Below are 22,885 nucleotides of genomic sequence, written 5' to 3'. Positions count from 1 at the left end.
TTATTGAAAAACTACTGGTTTTGTTGATTTTGGTATTTTTACAATATGAAATGGTTGGGAAACATCTGAACTGATACCATTAGTTAAATTTTGTACAGATACAACTCTATTCGATTGATTTTCAACAACATTTGTAATATCTACTGTAGAGGTGCTATTAGAAATTGGATTTCTAAATACTGCAATTATATCAAAGCTGTTAAAATCAATATTTGTTTCTGTAAAAGTAGCTGAAACGTTATTAAACTCATTCATTGATATTAAAAGCGCATCCCATTGTGTTTGATTATTAATTAGAACATTCTGCAATGGTGTACTTGGATCTGAAATGCTATTCTTACCAATTAAGATTGGAGTTATTGGAGTTATAGCATTAGTAGTAGGTTGGCTGTCATCGCTATTATTACAACTAAATGATAAAAATAAAACTAAACTTAAACTTAAAATTAATGTTTTACTCACAACTAAAATATTGTTTTTTTGGTATTCGTGAATTGTTGATTTCATGATATTTAACATTTTAAAAATTAAAAAATTGACATTCCTGTTTTCGTAGTCAATTGTTCTAAAGCGTACATGCCTAATTCGGAATTTCCTTTTTCGTTTAATCTTGGATTCCATGTGGCGACAGAAAATTGTTTCGGTAAAACCGCGGCAATTCCACCACCAATTCCACTTTTTCCTGGCAAACCTACTTTATAAGTGAATTCTCCTGATTCGTCATAAAATCCGCAAGTTTGCATTAAGGCGTTTATTCTTTTGGCTTGACTAGAAGTTAAAATTTGTTTTCCATTTTTTGAAATGCCTTCATTCGCTAAGAAAAAGAAAGCATCGGCTAATTCTTTACACGTCATTTCAACAGAACATTGATGAAAATAGAAATCTAAAACTTTATCCACATCGTTATTAATATTTCCAAACGATTTTAAAAAATTGGTTAAAGCGGCATTTCTAAAACCAGTATCTTTTTCAGATTGGGCAACTTTTAAATTGTAATTAATCGTATCACATCCTGAAATTTCTCTGATAAAATGTAAAAATTCTTCTTTTGGATTTTCTAAACAAGAAACCAACATATCTGCAATGACTAAAGCGCCTGCGTTAATAAATGGATTTCTCGGAATTCCTTTTTCGTATTCTAACTGAACTAAAGAATTAAAAGGATTTCCTGAAGGTTCTACTCCTACTCGTTCCCAAATTTTTTCACCCAAATGAGAAAAAGCTAAAGTTACCGATAAAGCTTTTGAAACAGATTGTATGGAAAACTTTTCATTACTATCACCAACACTAAACTCTTTTCCGTCAATAGTTGTAAGGCAAATTCCAAATTTATCTGGATTTACATTCGCTAATTCTGGGATAGTTGTAGCGATATTACCTATTATTGGTAGTGATTTAGATTGTAAGTATATTTCTTCAAGGATTTGCTGATAGTTCATTTGGCTGACTTTATAAGCAAATATAAATAAAAAGGCTACAATTTTAGACTGAACCCAAAAGTTTGGACAAATTTATAATTAATTTTGATAATAATGAGCTCGATATTGTATCGGGCTCATTTTGTTTAAATTTGATTATAAATTTGTCCAAACTTTTTGGGGCAGTCAAAAAACTTTAGTTCTTTGGATTTGCGGATTTAAGAAAATATATTAATAGAAAGTTTTAGGTAACTAAAACAAGTGAATACCGTTTATAAATTTTAGTTTCCTTGTGTTAATATACATTGTTCATTCATTTTTTATTTTTCCTCCCCCACCAAATCATAAAACCTGTTATTGGTAAACTTGCCGCAACAAGACTGGCTAAAAAAGCCAATATTTTTCCGGGGAGTCCTAAAATTATACCTGTATGAATATCATAATTCATAGCAATGAGTTTTTCGCCGTTGTTTTTATTTTCATAATTAGATCGGTGTAATTGCTTGCCGGAGTATTGGTCGAACTGAATTTCATCTTCATTATAACCTACTTCTTCTCCTCTAAATCCATAAATTCTGATTACATCACTCCTTTTTTCTGGTGGAATCAAGCTGTAACGATTTGCATCTGGAATTTTAATTTTAGCGCTATTTAGTGCAATATCTAAAGGCTGTTTTAATGAAACCAAGGTTGTATCGGATAGTTTTTCTATTTGTTCTGGGGGTGTTATGGATTCTGATAGAATGACATAAACTGTTGCCTGAAACCATTGTATAGAGAAAATCATTCCTGTTAATGCTAGTATTAAGGTAATGAACATTGTATAAAAGCCTAAAATATTATGGACATCATAATTTTTGCGTTTAAACTTTGTTGTGTCTTTCCATCGAAACCAAAAGCGTTGTTTTGCAGCAGCTTTATTTTTTGGCCACCATAGAATAATGCCTGTAATGAGCATAATTACAAATATTAGTGTACTATAGGCTACAATGGGTTCTCCAATTTGACGGTTTATCAAAAGACAATAATGTAGCATTTCGACAATAATAAAGAAATTGTATTTATAATTTATATTGCCTGTAACAGCTCCTGTATATGGGTTGATGAAAACGGATTTGTATGTTTTGACTGTTCCAAACCAAGTGTTTGCATCTTCATCACCTGATTTGTAAACCATAAATTCCCAAGCCCGATTTTTTTCTTTGTATATTGTTATACGAGTTGATGGTGTAGATAATGTTTTATCTGCGATTTCTTTTAGTTTGGTAACTGCTATTTTTTTAGTACTTTGCGGAGCAATAAAGAAAGTATCCTTGTAGTATATGTCAGATATTTCTTTTTGAAAAACAAAAAGACAGCCCGTTATGGAAATTATAAAAACGATAATTCCAGTTGCTAATCCTAGCCAAAGATGTGTTTTTTTAATAAGTTTTTTGAAAGACATTTTTTACATATTTAGAAGAAGTAAAATGAGATTTAGTTAATTTTTTACTCAACTTTATTATTAAAATTTAGAAAAAAAATAATTATTTAACCATCATTCTTTCTGATTTTACAATTTTAACTAGCATAATCAGACAAATTAAAACACCCATTGTGAGTGTTGCTAAAAAGATATCTGTTTTAGTAGCTAATCTTGTAAACACTAGTAAGCCCAACGAAACGAATCCGCTATCGGCAATGATAATTGACATTAATTTTCCTCGTATTAAATCCGGAGCATTCTTTTGAAAAATTATTCGACTCATACTTCTAAATGATTGTGTAAGAAATCCAAAAAGAAAGATTAAAAAATAGAAAAGGAACTGAGGTAGTTTAAAGTAAAATGTAATCAATATAACTCCAGAGAAAAATGCTAATAGATACCATTGCATTGTTTTTTTATCGGAACTGCCAAAGATTCTTGATAAAAAAATGCCAGCCAAAACAGCCCCTCCAGATTCAATTCCTGAAATTATTCCAAATTCTTTTACACCCAATCCTAAGCCCTCTTTTACATATATAGAAAGCATTGCTCCAAAGGGAAATAGTAAAAGCATCATCAATATACTTGTCTTTACACAATTGAATAGAATAGGGGATTTATACACAAAGGCAATTACTTCTTTGTATGACTTTACAATAGAAATTCTTTGAACATTTTGTTTTATATGCGTAATCTTTGGAATAAAAAACAGCACTATAAACGAGGGAATTTGAAAACATAAATCGATCCAAAAGACATATTTAATGTCCCATTTCAATATCATAAGCGAAGCCAATATAGGTGCTAAAATGGCTGCTAAATTTAATCCTGTTGCGTAAAATCCGACTGCCTTTGTAATGGCTTCTTTTTTGACTAAATCTGGTAAAATTGCATTTCGAATACTGGGTTCAGCGCCATCAAATATGCTTCTCATAAAGAGTGCCATTGCAAGCAAGAACCAATGTGGTTTTAAAATTGTTGAAACTAAAATGGTTTGAATAAAAGACATAAGCATAATTCCCGCATAAACAAGTATGATCATCTTCTTTCTATCGTAAATGTCTGCCCAATAACCTCCTATAAATCCCATAAAGAATCGTGGAAAAACTCGAAAAGAAAGGACTTGACCCAATATTGCAACAACGGAATAGGTTTCTAATAAATACCAACTTAAAGTAGTAAGTGCCATATATTCTCCCAAAGCTCCTAAAAAAGTACAGGATAAAAAAAGAGGATAAAATTTGTCTTTCATTTTAAGATAATAAAGGATTCGGAATTCGAGAAAAGATGGTTTTGTCCTCTAATCGCATTCTTAGTAATGATTTTATAGGCATTGTTTTTGATAACAAAGCATTGTATAGTTGAAATTTAGATTCTTTTTCGCATTCAACACTGTCGATTATTTCTATTGAAACTTGTTTTGCGATTTCCCATAATGCTGAATCAGAAATTTTATAGTGACTACTAATCACTTCTATAAAACTTCCTATAAGGTTATAATATAACGAATGAAAAAATTCATCTATACAGTCTTGGTATGGCAAAATAGTTTTATGAGCATCTATCAAACATTTTTCATTATCAATTGCAAATGACGTTCCCTCAACTATTTGAACACTTCCTAAATCTCGATATATTAAGGTGATTGGCATTCCTTTTGAATCAAATTTTATAATGCAATTTTGTCCGTGTGAATCGATGGCGATACCCAATTTTAAAAAAATTTCTAATGGGAGGTATAAGAAAACTTTAAACAATTCAAACACATACAGTTTTATATCTATTTTTGAGGTTTGATGAAATTGAACTAATAAGGGTTTGTTTATTATTGGCGTTTTATGAATTAAGGAAGAAGCAACGATTATTTTTTCATTCGGTTTCGACATTAAAACCGGATTTTCTCGTAACATAAAAGAAAGTAATGGACCTTGTTTATTTGTCTTTTCAACATTCTCTTTAAAATGAACACCATATAAGTCGGGAACAATTACCCCTAGTTTATTCTTAACAGCGATTAATTGATTTGAAAGCTCTTTTAATTTTTCCGAAAAAACGATTCCGTTATAAATATCTCTTTTGGACAACAATCTAAATACACTCGTTACTTGAATACCCACTGGAACTTTTACGTGCATTCCTAAATCATTTTCATTTTTAGAACAGAGTGCTAATGTTCTAAATGAGAGTGTTGGCATAGCGTGAATTTTTTGTTCGACAATTCGTATTATTCCACTTTCTAGTTCCGCTTTAAACTCTTTTTTAACTACGTGTTCAAAATGCCAAGGATGAACTGGAATGATTATTTCGTCGGAATTTATCTGAATAGACAATTCATTTTTTAAAAAAGTTATCCAAGAAGAGTTATCTCCATATTGTTTTACATAATCTGAAGAAATAGCCAATAAATGTAAAGGTACTTTGTTGAAAAATTCGGGACTGTATTTTAATAATTCATCTGAGGATAATCCAACTTTTGTTTTAGTGCATACGTGAATTGGATGCCCTTTAAAAGGTAATGATTCCGAAATACAAAGGCCATTATTTCTTTCTCGGCAGGTATTACATACAGAAATCGAATCGATTTCGGCTAAAATCTGTTCAATGTTTTCATTCTCCCAATCAAAAATGGTTTTCATATTTTCATATGAATTTGTGACTTCATTCACTATGACCTGTCTTCTTTCTGTGGGAATATCCCAAATATCTAGAATAAAATTTAGAAGTTTTATAAAAGAAATATCCTTAAAATTACCCTCGGAATCAATTTCTACTACGGGTTTATTATTAGTGTCTATTTGATCTGAATAATTTAAAGAAACTAATAATAATTTTTTTGTATTTGGAATCCTGTAATAATTAATATTTGTTCTTAAATCTTTCCAAAACACACTATCATTAAGGTCGTTGCTTTCGTTTATTAGAGATTTTATTAATCGTTTTATAATTTCTTTTTCGGCTAACAATCCGGCTGTTTCTTGTTGCATTTTATTATCATAAATTTAATTAATCTTTAAACAAATAGTCCAAATATTTTTCGGTTACATTTCTAGATTTTCCAAATAAAGGAAATTCGTGGTCTACTAAGCTAGGTCTTGTATTAACTTCAATAACGTTAAAACCCGCTTTTTTAAAAGGTTTTGTAATATCATCACAACGAACATCAAGTCCAGCAATATCAATATCAAGAAAGTTAATTAACTCAATAACTTTCTTATTTATTGAAGGATGCACGTTATCTGTTGCATCGTGTGCTACAGAACCTGTCCAGCCATTACCACAGTTTCCTAAATAGATTTTTTCTCCTTTTGGCAAAATATCAGAAAGTCTCTTGTTTGATTTTGCTAACAAATCGCTTAATCCTTCTATTGGGATTTCAACAAGCATTTCTGTTGGTTTTTCATAGACAACAGTTTTAGTGATTCTTCTATTTTCATTTTCAAATTGTACTAAATTTTCAATCGTGTGAATTCCGTCTCCAACAACACTGGGCCATTCATTCCAAAGAACACCAGTAACTTGTCTGTCAATAACTAAAAATCTATAATCTAATCCGGTGGCTTGTTGTTGCAAAATAGCTTGAGTACTTACCTTTTTTACATTATTCAGAGCTTCCTTCAACTCGTTTGTATTCTGAACATTCATATGTATTTCTGCACCTTTATTAGTGTCGAATGGTTTTACTACAATTGGAGCAAATTTTTCTAGAAATAACAATTCGATTTTACCTATTTCGCTGGCAAAAATAAAAGCAGGAATTGGGTAGTTATTTTCTTGTAGGAGATAATTGCAAGCAATTTTATTTTCTGTAATTGCACCGGCTATGTGTGTAAGACTTGGCGAGATTGCTCTATTTATTACAACTCGTTTTTTTCCTTTTTTTAATTCGATGAAGTCTTCAACTCCAGGAACAAGAAACTCGCTTTCTATTTGCATTTCCTTGGATTTTTGAAAGATCATCCAGCTATGAATATTACGTATTTTGAATTCCATATTTAGCGTTTGGTATGAGGGCGTTTGAATAAGTTTTCAAACGCCCATTAATTAATTTGTTAGAATTTAAATGACATAGTACAAACTACATTGCGAAGTGCTTGTGGTTGTGCATCGCTATTCCAAAATTTTTGGTTGGTTAAGTTGTTTAGTTTTAAACCCAGACTCCACAATCCCTTTTCATAAGTTATTGCACTGTTAGCTATGGTGTAAGAAGGAATTGTCATCGTGTTTGATGCATTCCAAAAAACATCTCCCACGTGGTTTCCTCCAAATCCTACTCTAAGATTCTTTGCAAAACCACCTTTGATTTTATAATCAACCCATAAATTGTATATGTTTTTGGGAGCACCTGCAACACGTTTATCGATAAGAGAAGCTTCGCCCGAGATAAATTTATTTTCATTATAACCAATCCCTGTAATAACATTAAAATTATTTGTTAGTTGAGAAGTAACTTCAAATTCAAACCCTTTACTTTTTTGTTCGCCATTTTGTTGTGTAAATCCTAAAGCATCTACCCAAGTAGCATTACCTATTTTAATTTCATAAGCACTTAAAGTAGTTGATACTCTTTTATCTAAAAATTCAGTTTTTACACCTAATTCTTTCTGATTGGCTTCTTTTGGAGCCAAACGAAACTGGCTTCCGTCAGGTTGGTCAACAGGTCCTTGATTGATAAACCCATTCATATAATTACCAAACACAAAAACATTATCTTTTACTATTTCATATACCATTCCTATTTTTGGAGATAAAAAGGTTTGTTCAAAATCATCTTTTACTTTTACATTATTTTCTATGCTAGGACTGTTAATAAAATGATCCACACGAGCACTTAACATAGCCGAAAGTCTAGGCGTAAAATTAATTACATCAGAAAAATAAGCACTAATGCTTGATTGTGTATTATCCCAATGCCCCGCATTTTTTGTAGCTAAAATTCCATCTATTTTTGCTTTTATGATTGGTGCAAAATCAGTATTTATATCTATTTGGTCATATTGAGCCCAAGTAAAGTTTAATTGTGTGCTATTTTGAGTATAATCGGCTCCTGCCAAAACTCTGTTTCGTATTGAACCTAATTTAAAATCACCATTAAAATTTTGTTGCAATTGGAAATAGGATAATTTTCTTCCACTATACAAACCAACGTTTCTAATAATTGTGTGGTCATCGACCCATCTTGGATATAACTGATAGCTATAATCTACATATCCCTTGCTCGAATTAACATTTGTAGTCGAAGTCCAACTATCTGAAATTTTATATGTTCCTTTCAAAAATAGATTGGTTATATTGGTTTTAGAATCTACATCATTTCCGCCAATGTATTTCTTATAAGAAATTGGAATGTCCTTAAAATTAGTAAAGGTCACACCCGAAGTAAAAAACGGATAAGGTTGCTGTGTTCTTGAGATGGTTGCCAATTCTGCTTCTGCCAGAATTTGGAATCTATCACTTACTTTATATAAAAAACTAGGTGCTATCGTAGTGTTTTTCGCATAACCAATGTCTTGAAAAGTTTCCTGATCGCTATGAGAAGCATTGATTCTAAACAATGCTGTTTTATCGTCATTCAGTGGTTTATTTGCATCTAAAGTAAATCGGAGCAATCCATAACTTCCCGCAAAAATAGCAGCTTCACTCTTTGGAACATCATTTGGGGTTTTGGTAACTTTATTGATTAATCCTCCAAAAGAAACGGCATTAGCTCCATACAATGTCCCCGATGGCCCTTTAATTACTTCGACTCTTTCAATATTAATCGGATCTGTTTCGGCTCTAAACTGGGTTGCCATTCCGTTTCTAACCGCATTTCTAGTTTCAAAACCCCTAATCCATGCCGTTACCGCACCTGTAGGATTATTAAAAGCGACAACCCCCGCAGCATTGTTCACCACATCTTTGTTATCGATCAACAACTGAGATTTTATAATCTCCTTAGGGACAACACTATAAACTTGTGGGTTTTCTGTGTTTTTTAAAGGAATCTTTGCCACGTCCTGACTTTCTTTTCCTATAAATCGATTAAAAGCAACCCCTTTTATTATGATTTCATTTAATTCTGTCACTTTGCTGACAAGGGTAAAATTAATTTCGTTGTGACCAGAATTAACTTTAATGGTTTCTGTATGCACCACTATTCCATTAGCATACAAACTGATTTTGAGTTCTTGTTTAAGTGTAATATCATCAAATTGATAATACCCTTTTACATCCGACTGCGTTTCGATTTTAAAATCATCTATTACTAGTTTGATTTGTCTCGCGGGTATTCCGTCAGATGTTTTTACATTTCCGGCTATTGAATTTTTTTCCTGACAATAAGAAATCATTGTAATGAGCAAAAATAAAACGGCAAATCGATTCTTGTTTTTCATATCTTAAATTTAATTAATGTAAATAATTTTTCACAAAAGTAAATAATTATTTATATTAAATCTAATTAAAAATTAATTTATTTTGAATAATTCTAAATAAGGTTTTTTTAATAGTTGTTTTGACTTGTCCTGAAATAGCGCTACACAAAAAGTATACTTATAGAAAAACATGAACAAAGTCGTTATGTAAAGCATACTCAAAAAGAATACGCATGTCTTTTAAATTGCAAATTGTGGAAGAAATTGAACAAGAAGAATATCAACTTACGAAGTTTGTCGTAAGTATGGAATTTAATCACGTTCAACAATTGTTGGTGGGTTTCGAAAATTAGGTAACTTTGATGGAAGAATCAAACCACATGCTAAACCCAAATCAAATGTATTAGCAAAACAAACTAATAATGAAAACCTATAAAACTTAAACAGCACCAAAAACCTTTTTGATGCTGTTTAAGTTTTATAGGTTTTTGTCTAATAATCTGTAACGATTATTTAGGACTAGTCCATTTTAAAAAATTGACATTCCTGTTTTGGTTGTCAATTGTTCCAAAGCATACATTCCTAATTCGGAATTTCCTTTTTCGTTTAATCTTGGATTCCATGTGGCGACAGAAAATTGTTTCGGTAAAACCGCAGCAATTCCACCACCAATTCCACTTTTTCCTGGTAAGCCAACTTTATATGTGAATTCTCCTGATTCGTCATAAAATCCGCAAGTTTGCATTAAGGCGTTTATTCTTTTGGCTTGACTAGAAGTTAAAATTTGTTTTCCATTTTTTGAAATGCCTTCATTCGCTAAGAAAAAGAAAGCATTGGCTAATTCTTTACACGTCATTTCAACAGCACATTGATGAAAATAGAAATCTAAAACTTGATCAACGTCATTATTTATATTTCCAAACGATTTTAAAAAATTGGTTAAAGCTGCATTTCTAAAACCAGTATCTTTTTCAGATTGGGCAACTTTTAAATTGTATTTAATCGTATCGCAACCTGAAATTTCTCTAATAAAATGTAAAAATTCTTCTTTTGGATGTTCTAAACAAGAAACCAACATATCTGCAATGACTAAAGCGCCTGCGTTTATAAATGGATTTCTCGGAATTCCTTTTTCGTATTCTAACTGAACTAAAGAATTAAATGGATTTCCTGATGGTTCTACTCCTACTCGTTCCCAAATTTTTTCACCAAAATGCGAAAAAGCTAAAGTCACTGATAACGCTTTTGAAACCGATTGAATAGAAAATTTTTCATTGCTATCACCTACACTAAATACATTTCCGTCAATTGATGTTAAGCAAATTCCAAATTTATCTGGATTTACATTGGCTAATTCTGGAATGGTTTTGGCAATGTTACCGATAATTGGCAACGATTTAGATTGTAAGTATATTTCTTCAAGGATTTGCTGACAGTTCATTTTGCTGACTTTATAAGCAAATATAAATAAAAAAGGCTACAATTTCTTGCAGCCTTTATATATTATGAATTGATTACTAATCGGAAACCTTCACCATGAATGTTTAAAATTTCCACACGTTCATCTGGTTTTAAATATTTTCTAAGTTTAGCGATGTAAACGTCCATACTTCTTGAAGTAAAGTAATTATCATCTCTCCAAATTTTAGTTAAAGCTAATTCACGAGGCATTAAATCATTTTCGTGTAAAGCCAACATTTTTAACAATTCTGATTCTTTTGGAGACAATTTTATTGGTTCTTCATTAGTAAAAGTTAAAAATCGTAATTTAGAATTCAAATGAAATTTACCGATATTGAATTCGAAAACCGTTGAATCTGGTTTAGATTCCGATGCTTTTCTTTGAATAATCGCTTTGATTTTCATTAATAAAACTTCAGAATCGAATGGTTTATTTAAATAATCATCTGCACCTACTTTATACCCTTTTAAAACATCTTCTTTCAAGGTTTTTGCAGTTAAAAAGATAATTGGCACTTCTGTATTTTTTTCTCTAATTTCTCTAGCTAAAGTATATCCATCTTTATAAGGCATCATGACATCCAAAATACATAAATCATAAGTGTCTTTTTTGAATTTTTCAAAACCTTCCATTCCGTTTTTAGCTAATGTAACTTCAAAATCATTTAATGATAAATAATCTCTTAATACTGATCCGAAATTTGGATCATCCTCTACTAATAATATTTTTTTCGCTTCCATATATTAATTTATTAATGGCAATTTAATTATAAATGTGCTCCCTTTTCCTTTTTCACTTTCCACAAAAACCTCGCCATTATGGTCGTCGATTATTTGTTTTACGTATGCTAATCCTAAACCGTGACCCTTAACGTTGTGTAAATCACCTGTGTGCTCTCTAAAGAATTTTTCAAAAACCTTTTTTTGAACAGCTTTTGACATCCCAATTCCATTATCTTCTATCTTAATTAGAACATAATCTTTAATATTTTCTGTATACACGTTAATAACTGGTTTTTCTGACGAATACTTCATCGCGTTATCCAAAATATTAACTAATACATTTGTAAAATGTACATCGTTTAATAATACTGTTGTTCTTGTAGCATTAAAATGTGTATGAACTTCACCTTCTCTATCTTCTAAAATTAGACTTATGTGATCAATCGCATCTTCAATAAACTCAGTTATTTCCTGTGGTTCTTTATCAATATTTAATTCGTTTCTTTCTAATTTTGAAATTCTAAGAACGTTTTCCACTTGGGCATGCATTCTTTTATTTTCGTCCTTAATCATTTGAAGATATTTTTGAACTTTCTCTTTATCGTCAATAATTTTCGGATTTTTTATAGCATCTAAAGCTAAATTTATAGTAGCAATAGGTGTTTTAAATTCGTGAGTCATGTTATTTATGAAATCTGTTTTTATTTCAGAAATCTGTTTTTGCATGATCAATTGTTTTAATGCACTTGTATAGGTAACCAAAATAATTACAACGAATAATAGGGTTAAAATTGTCATTGGCAACATAGAAGAGAATACAAAATTTGTTTTATTAGGAAATCTAAGCAACAATTTGTAATCTGTTTTTCCGTCTGCATCTAATAAAATAGGAACACTATAAGTTGTACATTTATCGTATCTAAATTCTTCAGATTTAACTTTTGTAGCTAAACCGTTTTTGTAAACTGCAAATTCATAAGGCGTTTTTAATTCTGATTTATGCAATTCAAAATTTAAAACATCGTTAACTAATTTAGAAGAAATTCTTTTTTGTATTTGGCGTTGTGAAACAATATCTCTAAATAAAAGCTCAAATTGAACACGATCTAAAATACCTAATTTTCCACTTTTTTGAATGGTTACATTAGGTTTTGAACTAATATTTGAACCACTACCATCTAATGAATTGTCTTTATAAATTTGAGTATTTCTTTTTGTATTAAAATCTCTAATTTTTATTGAACTTGCATTTTTATCAAAGAACGAACCGTCAATACCGAAATCTTCAGGAATAATTGTATTCGTATAAATTAATATTTCTTTTGTATCTGAATCTTTTTCGTAATAGAAAAGTTGTTTTAATTGTTCTTGTTTTGGTTCTCTACCCGTACTATCTTTAAATTTTTTGTACGAAGTATAAAAGTCAACCATTTCTTTATTGTTCAACTTTTCGGAAACATTATTTAAAACCACTAAAGCGTGATGTCTAAACTGTTCATCATTTTTTTGAAACGAACTATTAATCCAATACAATTGAACTAATATAATTCCTATCAAAGAAATACTCATTAAAAATACTAGTATTCTAAACCTTGTTTTATTCATTATAGCAAAGTTAAGGTGTTATTAACAACAGTTAAAACAATTAACCTATATTTAACAATTATGTTAAATTTCAAATATTATTTAAAATTTCAATCAAATTATCGACCTTTTTATACGTTATATTTAAATTCACATTTTCTATAATATAGGTCGCTAATTCTATTTTTTCTTCTTCTGGAAGCTGGTTTTTTATGATTTGTAGTATGTTCTCTCTTGATGTTGAATCTCTTTCTAAAACTCTCATAATTCTAGTTTCGATTGGTGCGGTAACTAAAATCGTTGCATCGCAATATTTTTGTCCATTAGTTTCAAATAAAATAGCTACTTCTTTAATAATAAATTTTGCTTTTTTGTTTTTCTTCAACCAATTATCAAAATCGTTTTTCACTTTTGGATGAATAATTTTATTCAGTTGATCTAATTTGCTTTTATTTTTAAAAACTAATTTACGAATAGCGTTTCTGTCTAATAATCCATTTTCTTGGATAACATGTTCCGAAAAAATAGTTTGTACTTCCTGAACAACTTCTTTGTCATTCATAATGTCCTTCGCTGCTTCATCGGCAATATATACTGGAATTCCTTTTGAAGCAAAATATTTTGCCACAGTGGTTTTCCCGCTACCAATTCCACCAGTAAGTCCAATAATTTTTGTCATCTTATCTTTTAAAAAACATTTTTGGGAAAGCTAATTCTGGTTGTTGTTTTAAAATATGAATTTTAATAAATGAAAGTAAAAATCCTTTTCCATAACCATAAAACTGAATTATGGCAGCAACTATACTATAAAACGCAATTTCCAATGATTTATTTTGCCATAATGAAGAAATAAATAACATTATAAAATAGAAAACGTAACAGTATAAAAAATAAGGAAAATTAAAAACCGTAAATAAAACTGAAAACAAAAAACCTAATAAAAATAAAGTAGGAAACCAAAATGTAATTTTTGTATATTCTGGATACCAAGAATTTAAAATGGGTCTGGCTAAGCCGAATTTATTTACTTGTGTGTGAAATTTATTCCAATCAATTCTGCGTTTATGATATACAAATGCTTTAGAAATTAATTTGGTTTTGTAACCCAATTTCCATAATCTGATGGATAAATCTGGATCTTCACCCGGATGAATATTTCCGAAACCTTTTGAAGCTTCGAATGCCTTTTTAGACAATCCCATGTTGAAACTTCTAGGTTGGAATTTATCTAATTTTTCACTTCCGCCTCTAATTCCGCCAGTGGTTAAAAAAGAAGTCATCGTAAAATTAATTGCTTTTTGAATGTTTGAAAATGAATCTAAAGCAGCATCTGGTCCACCAAAACAATCAACATAATCTTTAGACAATTCTTCATCAACTGTTTGTAAATAATTTGAAGGAATAATACAATCTGAATCTAAAATTATAAAATAATCTCCTTTAGCTACTTTCATCCCAAAGTTTCTAGAATCACCTGGTCCAGAATTCGTTTTAAAATAGTAACTCACATTTAAATTTGAATATTTTTCAATAATATGTTTACAAGTAATAGTAGAGCCATCTTCAATAATAACAATTTCATAATCATTAGAATAGGTTTGTTTTGTCAAACTTTCTAACAATTCTTCAATTTCATCTGGACGGTTAAAAATGGGTATTATTAAAGAAAAATGCATATCAAAATTTTATATAAACAAAGATATATATAAAAACAAAAAAGTCCCGATTTCTCGAGACTTTTAAGTAAAAAAATTATGTATGAAATTATTCTTTAATAACTTTAATTGTGTGAACCATATCATCAACAGCAATATTAACGATATAAGCTCCTGCTGGTAAAGCAGACATGTCAATTTGGTTTTGAGTATTGTTAACTCGTTTAGATATAACTTCTTGACCTAACATATTTACTATCTGTATAGTAGTAATGTTTTCATTATAATCAATATTCAAGATATCTCTAACTGGGTTAGGATATACATAGAAAGATTTATTATCAAAACTATCATTACTTAAAACAACATCAACAGAAATATTATCAACAAATAAATAAAACTGATTAGCAGTTGAATATGCATTAAATCCGAAATAATACACACCAGATACTGTTGGGGTAAAATTAACCAAATTATTTGTTGGAGTTGCGTTAACAACATTTGTATGATCTACTAATACAGTTGTCATAGCTGATGCTAAAGCAGATGTTCCGTATGCCACTTTTAATTTTTCAGGAAAAGTTGTTCCGGTAGATCCATAGTCATAAGCAATTTTATAATTTGTTCCTGCTGTTAAATTAATTCCATTTGTATAAAACCAAACATTAGCAGCATTTCCAGAGTTATATGTATATCTAAGTGCATTAGTAGTAAATCCATATCCTGGATTACTAGCTACAGCCCATAAATTTCCTGAACCAATATTTTGTTGAGAAGTACATAATGGTAAATTAGGAACAGTTGTTGTTTCAAAATTTTGAGTATAAGGAACATTTCCTGGTGCACAAGAAGTAGTAAAACTAATTGTTGACCAAGTACTAAATGATCCAGCTCCACAGACAGAACGAACATGGAAATAATAAATTGTAGATGCTGTTAATCCTGATGCAGAATAAGTAATTGCTGAAGTAGCAGTTCCTGAACCAGCTGGATTCGTAGCAACATTATCTAATACATATTCGTAGCCTACAAGTGCGCTTGGTACAGCTGCCCAATTTAAATTTGCTGCAACATCGGTAACATTAGAAACAGAAACACTTGGAGCGCCACATGCTGGCGGAGCAATTACAGAAATTGTATAATCTTCAAATTCAGCTCTTGTAGATGCAGCACAAGGATTACTAGGGTTTGTAGAATTAAAATCAGTAGTGATTCTCATTCTATAGTTACCTAAAGCAGTTCCAGCTGGAATCGAAATTAAACCAGTAAACGGACCATTACCGTAAGCAGTCGTGTTAAATACTTTTTCTGTTGCATTATCGAAAACTAAATTATTATTCCAATCAATCCAAATCGAAAAACCTGCAGTACCACCAACAATAGCAGCATTAAAATTGAACGAACTGGTTGCAAATCCTTCAACAAATTGACTACTTGCATTAAGATATCCTCCAGTTGTATATCCTGTAGCTAAATTTGAAATATTTTGAGAACCACCTGTTGTAGTAAAATTATTCACATAAGTAGCAGTGTTTGTACTTGAAGGTAAACAATAACCTGTATAAAATGAAATTGGTCCTGTCCAAGAACTAAAATCACCAGCACTACAATCTGAACGCACAAAAACATAATATAAAGTTTCTGGAGTTAAGCTTGACAAAGCCGCAAAAGTGTTTGTGGTTGGTGTACCTGCAGTTACTGGAACTGTATTTGAAGTTGAAACAAAATATTCATAACCTGTAGTTGGACTTGGAGTTGTGGCATCCCAAGAAATATTTACCGAAGTAAAAGTAGCACCTGAAGTAACTAAATTTAAAGGCTCGATACAACTTGGTGTTAATCTTACTAAGAAATTATCTAGTGAAAAATCAATATCAGCTGTACCATTTGTTGCACCTTCAACTGCTCTAAAAGCAATTCTAATATTTTGTCCTGAATAGGCATCTAAATCAATAATATTAGGAGTACCCGTATTAGATGGTTGATTTGTATTGTTATATGTAAAAACTGGAGTCCAGTTTGTTAAACCTGTCGTAGAAACTAAAACTTCAATATAATCATCAGCTTCCCAAGCTGTTGTTGGTAAATTAGTTGTACCAAATTGAGTTGCAGCAGCATCAAATTTTAATTCATAACCTGTTGCTGGAATAATTATTTCTGGAGAAATAAACCAATCGTTAGCGCCTGTAGTCCAAATTTCATTTCTTACTGCACCTGTAGTACCAACATTTGCGAATCCGTCAGCAAGCCAACCTGAACCTGTTAAAGTAGTTGGGCCAGTTGTTAAATCACCACCCGTTCTGTTAAACCAACATGCATTTGGTAAAAATGTAGCAAAATTTTCTAAAACTGGTGCTGATAATGGAGCACAACTTGTTGTAAATGAAATTGGTCCAGACCAAGAACTGAAATCACCAGCACTACAATCCGAACGTACAAAAACGTAATATGTAGTTTGAGGTAATAAACCTGATGGTATTGCAAATGTGTTTGTAGTTGGTGTACCTGCAGTTACTGGAACTGTATTTGAAGTTGAAACAAAATATTCATAACCTGTAGTTGGACTTGGAGTTGTGGCATCCCAAGAAATGTTAACTGTAGATGATGTTGCACCTGCAGAAACTAAATTTAGAGGTTCAATACATGAAGGGGTTAATCTTACTAAGAAATTATCTAGTGAAAAATCAATATCAGCTGTACCATTTGTTGCACCTTCAACTGCTCTAAAAGCAATTCTAATATTTTGTCCTGAATAGGCATCTAAATCAATAATATTAGGAGTACCCGTATTTGATGGTTGATTTGAGTCATTATATGTAAAAACTGGAGTCCAGTTTGTTAAACCTGTCGTAGAAACTAAAACTTCAATATAATCATCAGCTTCCCAAGCATTTGTTGGTACATTAACTGAGCCAAATTGAGTTGCAGCAGCATCAAATTTTAATTCATAACCTGTTGCTGGAATAATTATTTCTGGAGAAATAAACCAGTCGTTAGCCCCAGTAGTCCAAATTTCATTTCTTACTGCACCTGTAGTGCCAACATTTCCGAATCCGTCAGCAAGCCAACCTGAACCTGTTAAAGTAGTTGGGCCTGTTGTTAAATCACCACCAGTTCTGTTAAACCAACAAACATTAGGTAAAAATGTTGCAAAATTTTCTAAAACTGGAGTAGATAATGGAGCACAAGTTGTTGTGAATGAAATTGGTCCAGTCCATATACTTTTGTCTGCGGCACCACAATTACCTCTAACCCATAAATAGTAAGCTGTACTAGGAGATAATGCGCTAAGATTAGCAGTTACAACTCCGGTAGCTGTTGTACCATTTGGTATAGTAGCTGGTGTTGGTGCAGTTGCGCTCGTAGAATAGTAATATTCATATCCGTTTTGAGGTTGAACAACGTTTTCAACCCAAGTAGCTGTTGCTGTTGTAGTTGTAACATTTGAAACTGCCAAAGTATTTGGTGCGTTACAAGATACTAAAAAATCAAAACCAATTAATGGTCTTCTATAATTTCCAGATGCTAAAGTTGCAGGATAAGTACCTGTTGTATTATTTGTATACTTAGTTGTATTATTATTTGTTGTACTAATACAAGGTGCTGTATATTCGTAACTCCAAGTAATTGCTGAGCTTGCAGTTGTGTTTTGATATTCAGTAAACACCGCTAAATTTTGTGTTCCTGAATAAGTAAATGTACCAGTTAATGGAAATGACTTCCATCCTGCTGTGCTTCCGGCAATTGTTGAAGGATTACTGTCATATACTAGCGTTGCGCCAGTTGTAGCAGTTGCCCAATCTAATGATGCAGCTCCCCAATCTGTACTAGAAACTTCTTTCAAATAGATTTTAAAATTAGGAGTTCCTGCTATTGTTCCTGTAGTAGAAATCCTTTTAAAGTACATATTAGTCAGTTGTAATCCAGACAAAGTAGCTAATTGCGAAGCTGGATAAATAACCGCAACTCTACTTGTAGCATTAGCCGTGGCTATACTACTCATAGGTCCATATGTATTTGTACCTAACTCGGCACTACATGAATTTATTGTCCATATTTGCGCATTACCAAAGGTAAATGCTAATAACAAACAAAATAAAAAAATAATTCTTTTCATAGTCAAATTGTATTAATAATTATCGTTAAAATTATCATTCTTATTGAATTTAACCTAAAAAACATCAAAATATCAAAAAAAATCAAAATATTGTTATAAAAAAAAAGCCCCGATTTCTCGAGGCCTTTTTTAAAATTGAAATTAAGATTATTCTTTAATAACTTTAATCGTATGAACTGTATCTTCTACAGTAATATTAACAACATAAGCACCTGATGTTAAAGTAGACATATCAACTTGAACGTCATTAGAATTTGTTTTAGAATTTAAAACTTCTTGACCTAATAAGTTAACAACTCTAACATTACTAATTTCTGTTTTATAAGATAAATTTAATACATCTTTAACAGGATTAGGGTAAGCTACAAATGAATTTTTATCAAATGAATTTACACCTAATGTTGTATCAACTGTAAAATCAAGAGTTACACCCCACGAACCACTATAACATGGATTTGGCACGGCTTGACCTGTATCTGCAGTTCCAATTCTCATTCTGTGAGTTCCAGATGGAGCAGTTAATGGCATTATAAATGATGCGTCAACCGTATTTGGTTGAGCTGTTGTACAAGCAATACCAGTTTTAACTAATTCGCCAGCATCATCAAAATCAAAATCATTATTAAAATCTATCCAAATATTAACATCATAATCATAACCTGTGCTAAACGTTAATTGAACATTTGTATTAGCACCAGGTGCAACAATTTCAGAAACTGCAGTTAAATTAGTATAAGTAACTACTGAAATTGGATTTGTTGTAGCACCAACTACTGCTGAAGTTATACCTGAATTATCAACACTTGTTGGTACTGAAGTACAATAACAACCAGTAGCCGAAGTAATAAATGATTGCTCTAAACAACCAGTAGCAGGTCCTGCAGCATTATAAGGTACAACTTTCCAAAAATAAGTTGTTCCTATTGTACCTGAAAATGAATATGAATTCGAACTAACGTTAACTGCATTAGCAACATCTGTTCCACCTGAAGTCGTTCCGATAGTAATATAGTATCCTGTAGCTGCTGGTTCAACATTCCAAGTTAAATTATTAGAAAAATTTCCACATGCATTTGGTGTAGCTACTAAATTAGTAGCACAAACTGGAAGTGTTGATGGTGATAATTTTAATTCAACATCATCAATAGCAACATACCATGGACCAAAAGTTGGTTCATTTACTCGATATGCGAAATAATAAGTTCCTGAAGTTACTGGAACAAATGTTCTAGTAGCTTGTGCATAAGGCTGTAATTCTATTGTACCTGTACCAGGAACAACATATTGAGGTCCTAATTGAGTTGCACCTGTTGAATTTTGAGCATTATTTACATAAAAATCAACAGTCCAAGTTGTATCTCCATCACCTTGAATCCAAGATGAAAAGTCGTAAGATGTACCCGCTACTAAATTAAAAGCTGGAGTCCACATAAATTCATTTGTTGCTCCATATGCATCTCTCAAGTAATTTGCACCTGAACGTGGTGTATTATATGTAGTTGCATTTGAAGTTTGCCAATCACCATTTTCTTCAGACCAACAAGATGGAAAAGCTGGTACTGTTACAGCATCAAAATTTTCAACCCAAGGTAAAGTAGTAATAGGCGCACATTGCGTAGTAAATGGAATTGATACCCAAACACCAAAACTTCCTGCGCCACAATCAGTTCTTACATGTAAATAATAAACTGTTTGAGGTGTTAAACCTGAAGCTATGTAAAAAGTAGCTGTTGTAGGTGTTCCTGATGCTGGTGGTGTTGCTGAAGTTGTAATAGCATATTCTACGCCAGCAGCAATTGTATCCCATGAAGTATCAGCTCCCGAAGAAGTAATATTTGAAACTACTAATCCTGTTTGATCAGGACAAGTTGGCATTAATTCCCAAACAACATCATCTACATAAACATTTGTATATGTTGATGTAGATAATCTTCTAAATGCAATAACTGATCCTGGACCAGTAAAAGTATCAAAATTAACTGTATAACTTTGAAATGTAGTTGTAATATCAACAGCTTGAACCAATGTAAAAGTACTTGCATCAGTTGGATCTGTTAAAACTCCAATTTCTAAATCTTGTGTAGCTGAATTATTTCTAGCATTGAATTTTAAACGATGTGTACCTGCACTTAAATTTGTTAACATTGGAGAAACCAACATAATATTATCTGTTGCTGCAGAACTAGAGTTATACATATCAACACTATTAGGTGCAGATGCACTTACAAAATTTACTGTACCAACACTTGCAAAAGTAGATACTGTTGCACCTGAAATAATTTTACTCCAACAATTAGCTAAAATTGGTGTAGTAACTGAATCAAAATTTTCATTAAAACCAGTAACTGGTGCACAGGCAGTAGTAAACATTTTTGATGTCCAATTTCCAAAAGTACTACCAGCACATGTAGATCTCACGTGTAAATAATAAACAGTTTGAGATGATAAACCAGAAGCTATGTAAAAAAGAGCTGTAGTTGGAGTACCAGATACTGGAGGTGTAGCTGATGTTGTAACTGCATATTCATAACCAATTGATCCACCTGCTGCCATATCATCCCATGAAGTATCAGCTCCAGAAGATGTAATATTTGAAACCACTAATCCAGTTTGATCAGGGCAAATTGGTGATAAACGTACTTGGAAATTATCAATAGAGAAATCAATATCAGCTGCCCCATCTGCAGTTCCTTCAACAGCTCTATAAGCAAATCTTACAGTTTGTGAAGCATAAGCATCTAAATCAATTGCTAAAGAAATAGCAGTATTTCCAGGTTGATTTGCATCAGTATAAGCGTGTAATAATGTCCAGTTAGTAGTTCCTGTAGAAGAAACTAAAACTTCAATTGAATCATCTGATTCCCATGGAGTTGTTGGCGCGTTTGTACCACCGTATTGAACTGCTGCTGCATCAAATTTTAATTCATATCCAGTTGCAGGAATTGTAAATTGAGGAGAAATAACCCAATCATTCGCAGAAGCAACAAAAACATTATATTTAAAGGCTCCTGTTGTACCAACATTTCCTAAACCATCTACTTGCCATCCATTTGGTCCAAAAGTTGCTGGACCAGCAGTTAAATCTCCACCGTCTCCTTGAGACCAACATTGATTTGGTAAGAAAGTATTAAAATTTTCTAAGTGTGGTAAAGTAGTGATTGGCGCACAAGCTGTTGTAAATGAAACTGGTCCATTCCAACCACTAAATGTACCTCCACAATCTGTTTTTACAAATAAATAGTATACAGTTTGTGGTAATAAACTTGAAACACTTGCATAAAGATTAGATGTTGGAGTTCCTGATCCCGCAGGAGCAATATTTGAAGTTGAAACTACATATTGATAACCAACTGCAGATGCTGAAGATGATGCATCCCAAGAAACATCAGCAGTATATGCTGTAATATTTGCAGAGACTAAATTTAATGGAGCTAAACAACTAGCAACATTACCAACAGCAACTAATATAGGTCTAGTTGTAGTAGTTGTACCAGTAGCTTGTGTACATGGAGCTACTGCAGAATCATTTCTGTAATAAACTGTTTTTACATCTGACGTTGTTGAATTTGCACAACTAACATTTGATGTCCAAGCTCCTGAAGCTAAACCAGCACAAAGCTCAATAATAACGTTTGAAGTTCCATCCCATACAAAAGGTGTGGTTAATGTAAACATAACATTTCCAGTTGCTGATGGAGTGAAATCAGCTGGACCATAAACTACAGTTGCACCAGAAACAAAAGTTCCAGTTAAAACTGTAGATGCAGTACTCATCATTGAAATTTTGTAATTTTCTTGTAATGTACTTGTATTCAAAGCTGTCGCAACCCATCCAATTTCTGTAATAGGACCAGCAACTAAACCAGCACCTGTCATTTCAGCCGCAGTGTACAAAATTTGAATTCTTTGTGTTTTGTAATTGTCTTGCAAAGGCGAAGGGTCTTCCCAAGATGCATTTGGAGTTCCATCATCAACTCCAACAACCACAGTCCCGGTTTGGGCAGACATTTGCCAACATGTGAATAAGGCAAATAACCATAAAGTAATTTTTTTCATTATTAAATAATTTAATGTTTAGTAATCGTAAATAAACAAAAAAATAATGAAAT

The 22,885-nt window shown here is 31.7% G+C and carries 14 protein-coding genes; all 14 read right to left on the bottom strand.

Features of this window, described 5'->3' with window-relative positions; all coding sequences use genetic code 11:
* The 14 genes from G6N05_RS08515 to G6N05_RS08450 all read right to left on the bottom strand — a co-directional run bounded on the left by G6N05_RS08515 (nucleotide 1) and on the right by G6N05_RS08450 (nucleotide 22,832).
* Nucleotides 1–507: a hypothetical protein gene (locus tag G6N05_RS08515; protein ID WP_166126783.1), complete on the bottom strand. Its 507-nt coding sequence runs from the start codon at nucleotides 505–507 to the stop codon at nucleotides 1–3.
* A 20-nt stretch (nucleotides 508–527) separates the two neighbouring features.
* Nucleotides 528–1,439 carry a glutaminase gene (locus G6N05_RS08510; RefSeq protein ID WP_166126779.1) on the bottom strand — a complete coding sequence of 304 codons (912 nt, stop codon included), beginning with the start codon at nucleotides 1,437–1,439 and terminating at the stop codon, nucleotides 528–530.
* Nucleotides 1,440–1,731: 292 nt separating this feature from the next.
* Nucleotides 1,732–2,862, bottom strand: a complete 1,131-nt coding sequence (locus G6N05_RS08505) for a PepSY-associated TM helix domain-containing protein (protein WP_166126775.1) — start codon at nucleotides 2,860–2,862, stop codon at nucleotides 1,732–1,734.
* Nucleotides 2,863–2,944: 82 nt separating this feature from the next.
* Entirely contained in the window at nucleotides 2,945–4,135 is a 1,191-nt protein-coding gene (locus G6N05_RS08500; protein ID WP_166126772.1) for an MFS transporter, read from the bottom strand.
* Between the two features lies 1 nt (nucleotide 4,136).
* Nucleotides 4,137–5,867 carry an IucA/IucC family protein gene (locus G6N05_RS08495; RefSeq protein ID WP_166126767.1) on the bottom strand — a complete coding sequence of 577 codons (1,731 nt, stop codon included), beginning with the start codon at nucleotides 5,865–5,867 and terminating at the stop codon, nucleotides 4,137–4,139.
* 19 nt (nucleotides 5,868–5,886) lie between these two features.
* Nucleotides 5,887–6,816, bottom strand: coding sequence for a hypothetical protein (locus G6N05_RS08490; protein WP_225875146.1), 930 nt, complete (start codon nucleotides 6,814–6,816; stop codon nucleotides 5,887–5,889).
* A gap of 116 nt (nucleotides 6,817–6,932) precedes the next feature.
* Complete coding sequence (locus G6N05_RS08485; RefSeq protein WP_166126758.1) at nucleotides 6,933–9,257, bottom strand: TonB-dependent siderophore receptor; 2,325 nt, start codon at nucleotides 9,255–9,257, stop codon at nucleotides 6,933–6,935.
* 508 nt (nucleotides 9,258–9,765) lie between these two features.
* The gene (locus tag G6N05_RS08480; protein ID WP_166126754.1) at nucleotides 9,766–10,677 is read right to left on the bottom strand and encodes a glutaminase; all 912 of its coding nucleotides are present in this window, start codon (nucleotides 10,675–10,677) and stop codon (nucleotides 9,766–9,768) included.
* A 62-nt stretch (nucleotides 10,678–10,739) separates the two neighbouring features.
* Nucleotides 10,740–11,438 carry a response regulator transcription factor gene (locus G6N05_RS08475; RefSeq protein ID WP_166126749.1) on the bottom strand — a complete coding sequence of 233 codons (699 nt, stop codon included), beginning with the start codon at nucleotides 11,436–11,438 and terminating at the stop codon, nucleotides 10,740–10,742.
* Nucleotides 11,439–11,441: 3 nt separating this feature from the next.
* Nucleotides 11,442–13,025 (bottom strand): sensor histidine kinase, encoded by a 1,584-nt coding sequence (locus tag G6N05_RS08470; RefSeq protein WP_166126746.1) that lies wholly within the window; start codon nucleotides 13,023–13,025, stop codon nucleotides 11,442–11,444.
* 70 nt (nucleotides 13,026–13,095) lie between these two features.
* A complete protein-coding gene (gene coaE / locus G6N05_RS08465; protein WP_166126743.1) occupies nucleotides 13,096–13,683 on the bottom strand; it encodes a dephospho-CoA kinase in 588 nt (195 codons plus the stop codon).
* 1 nt (nucleotide 13,684) lies between these two features.
* Entirely contained in the window at nucleotides 13,685–14,680 is a 996-nt protein-coding gene (locus G6N05_RS08460; RefSeq protein ID WP_166126740.1) for a glycosyltransferase, read from the bottom strand.
* Between the two features lie 88 nt (nucleotides 14,681–14,768).
* Nucleotides 14,769–18,776: a GEVED domain-containing protein gene (locus G6N05_RS08455; RefSeq protein WP_166126735.1), complete on the bottom strand. Its 4,008-nt coding sequence runs from the start codon at nucleotides 18,774–18,776 to the stop codon at nucleotides 14,769–14,771.
* Nucleotides 18,777–18,923: 147 nt separating this feature from the next.
* Nucleotides 18,924–22,832: a T9SS-dependent choice-of-anchor J family protein gene (locus G6N05_RS08450; RefSeq protein ID WP_166126732.1), complete on the bottom strand. Its 3,909-nt coding sequence runs from the start codon at nucleotides 22,830–22,832 to the stop codon at nucleotides 18,924–18,926.
* Between the last annotated feature and the right edge of the window lie 53 nt (nucleotides 22,833–22,885).

Origin of the sequence: Flavobacterium bernardetii, from assembly GCF_011305415.1 — a bacterium.
Lineage (GTDB): Bacteria > Bacteroidota > Bacteroidia > Flavobacteriales > Flavobacteriaceae > Flavobacterium > Flavobacterium bernardetii.
This window is presented reverse-complemented; position numbering and strand designations above follow the sequence as displayed.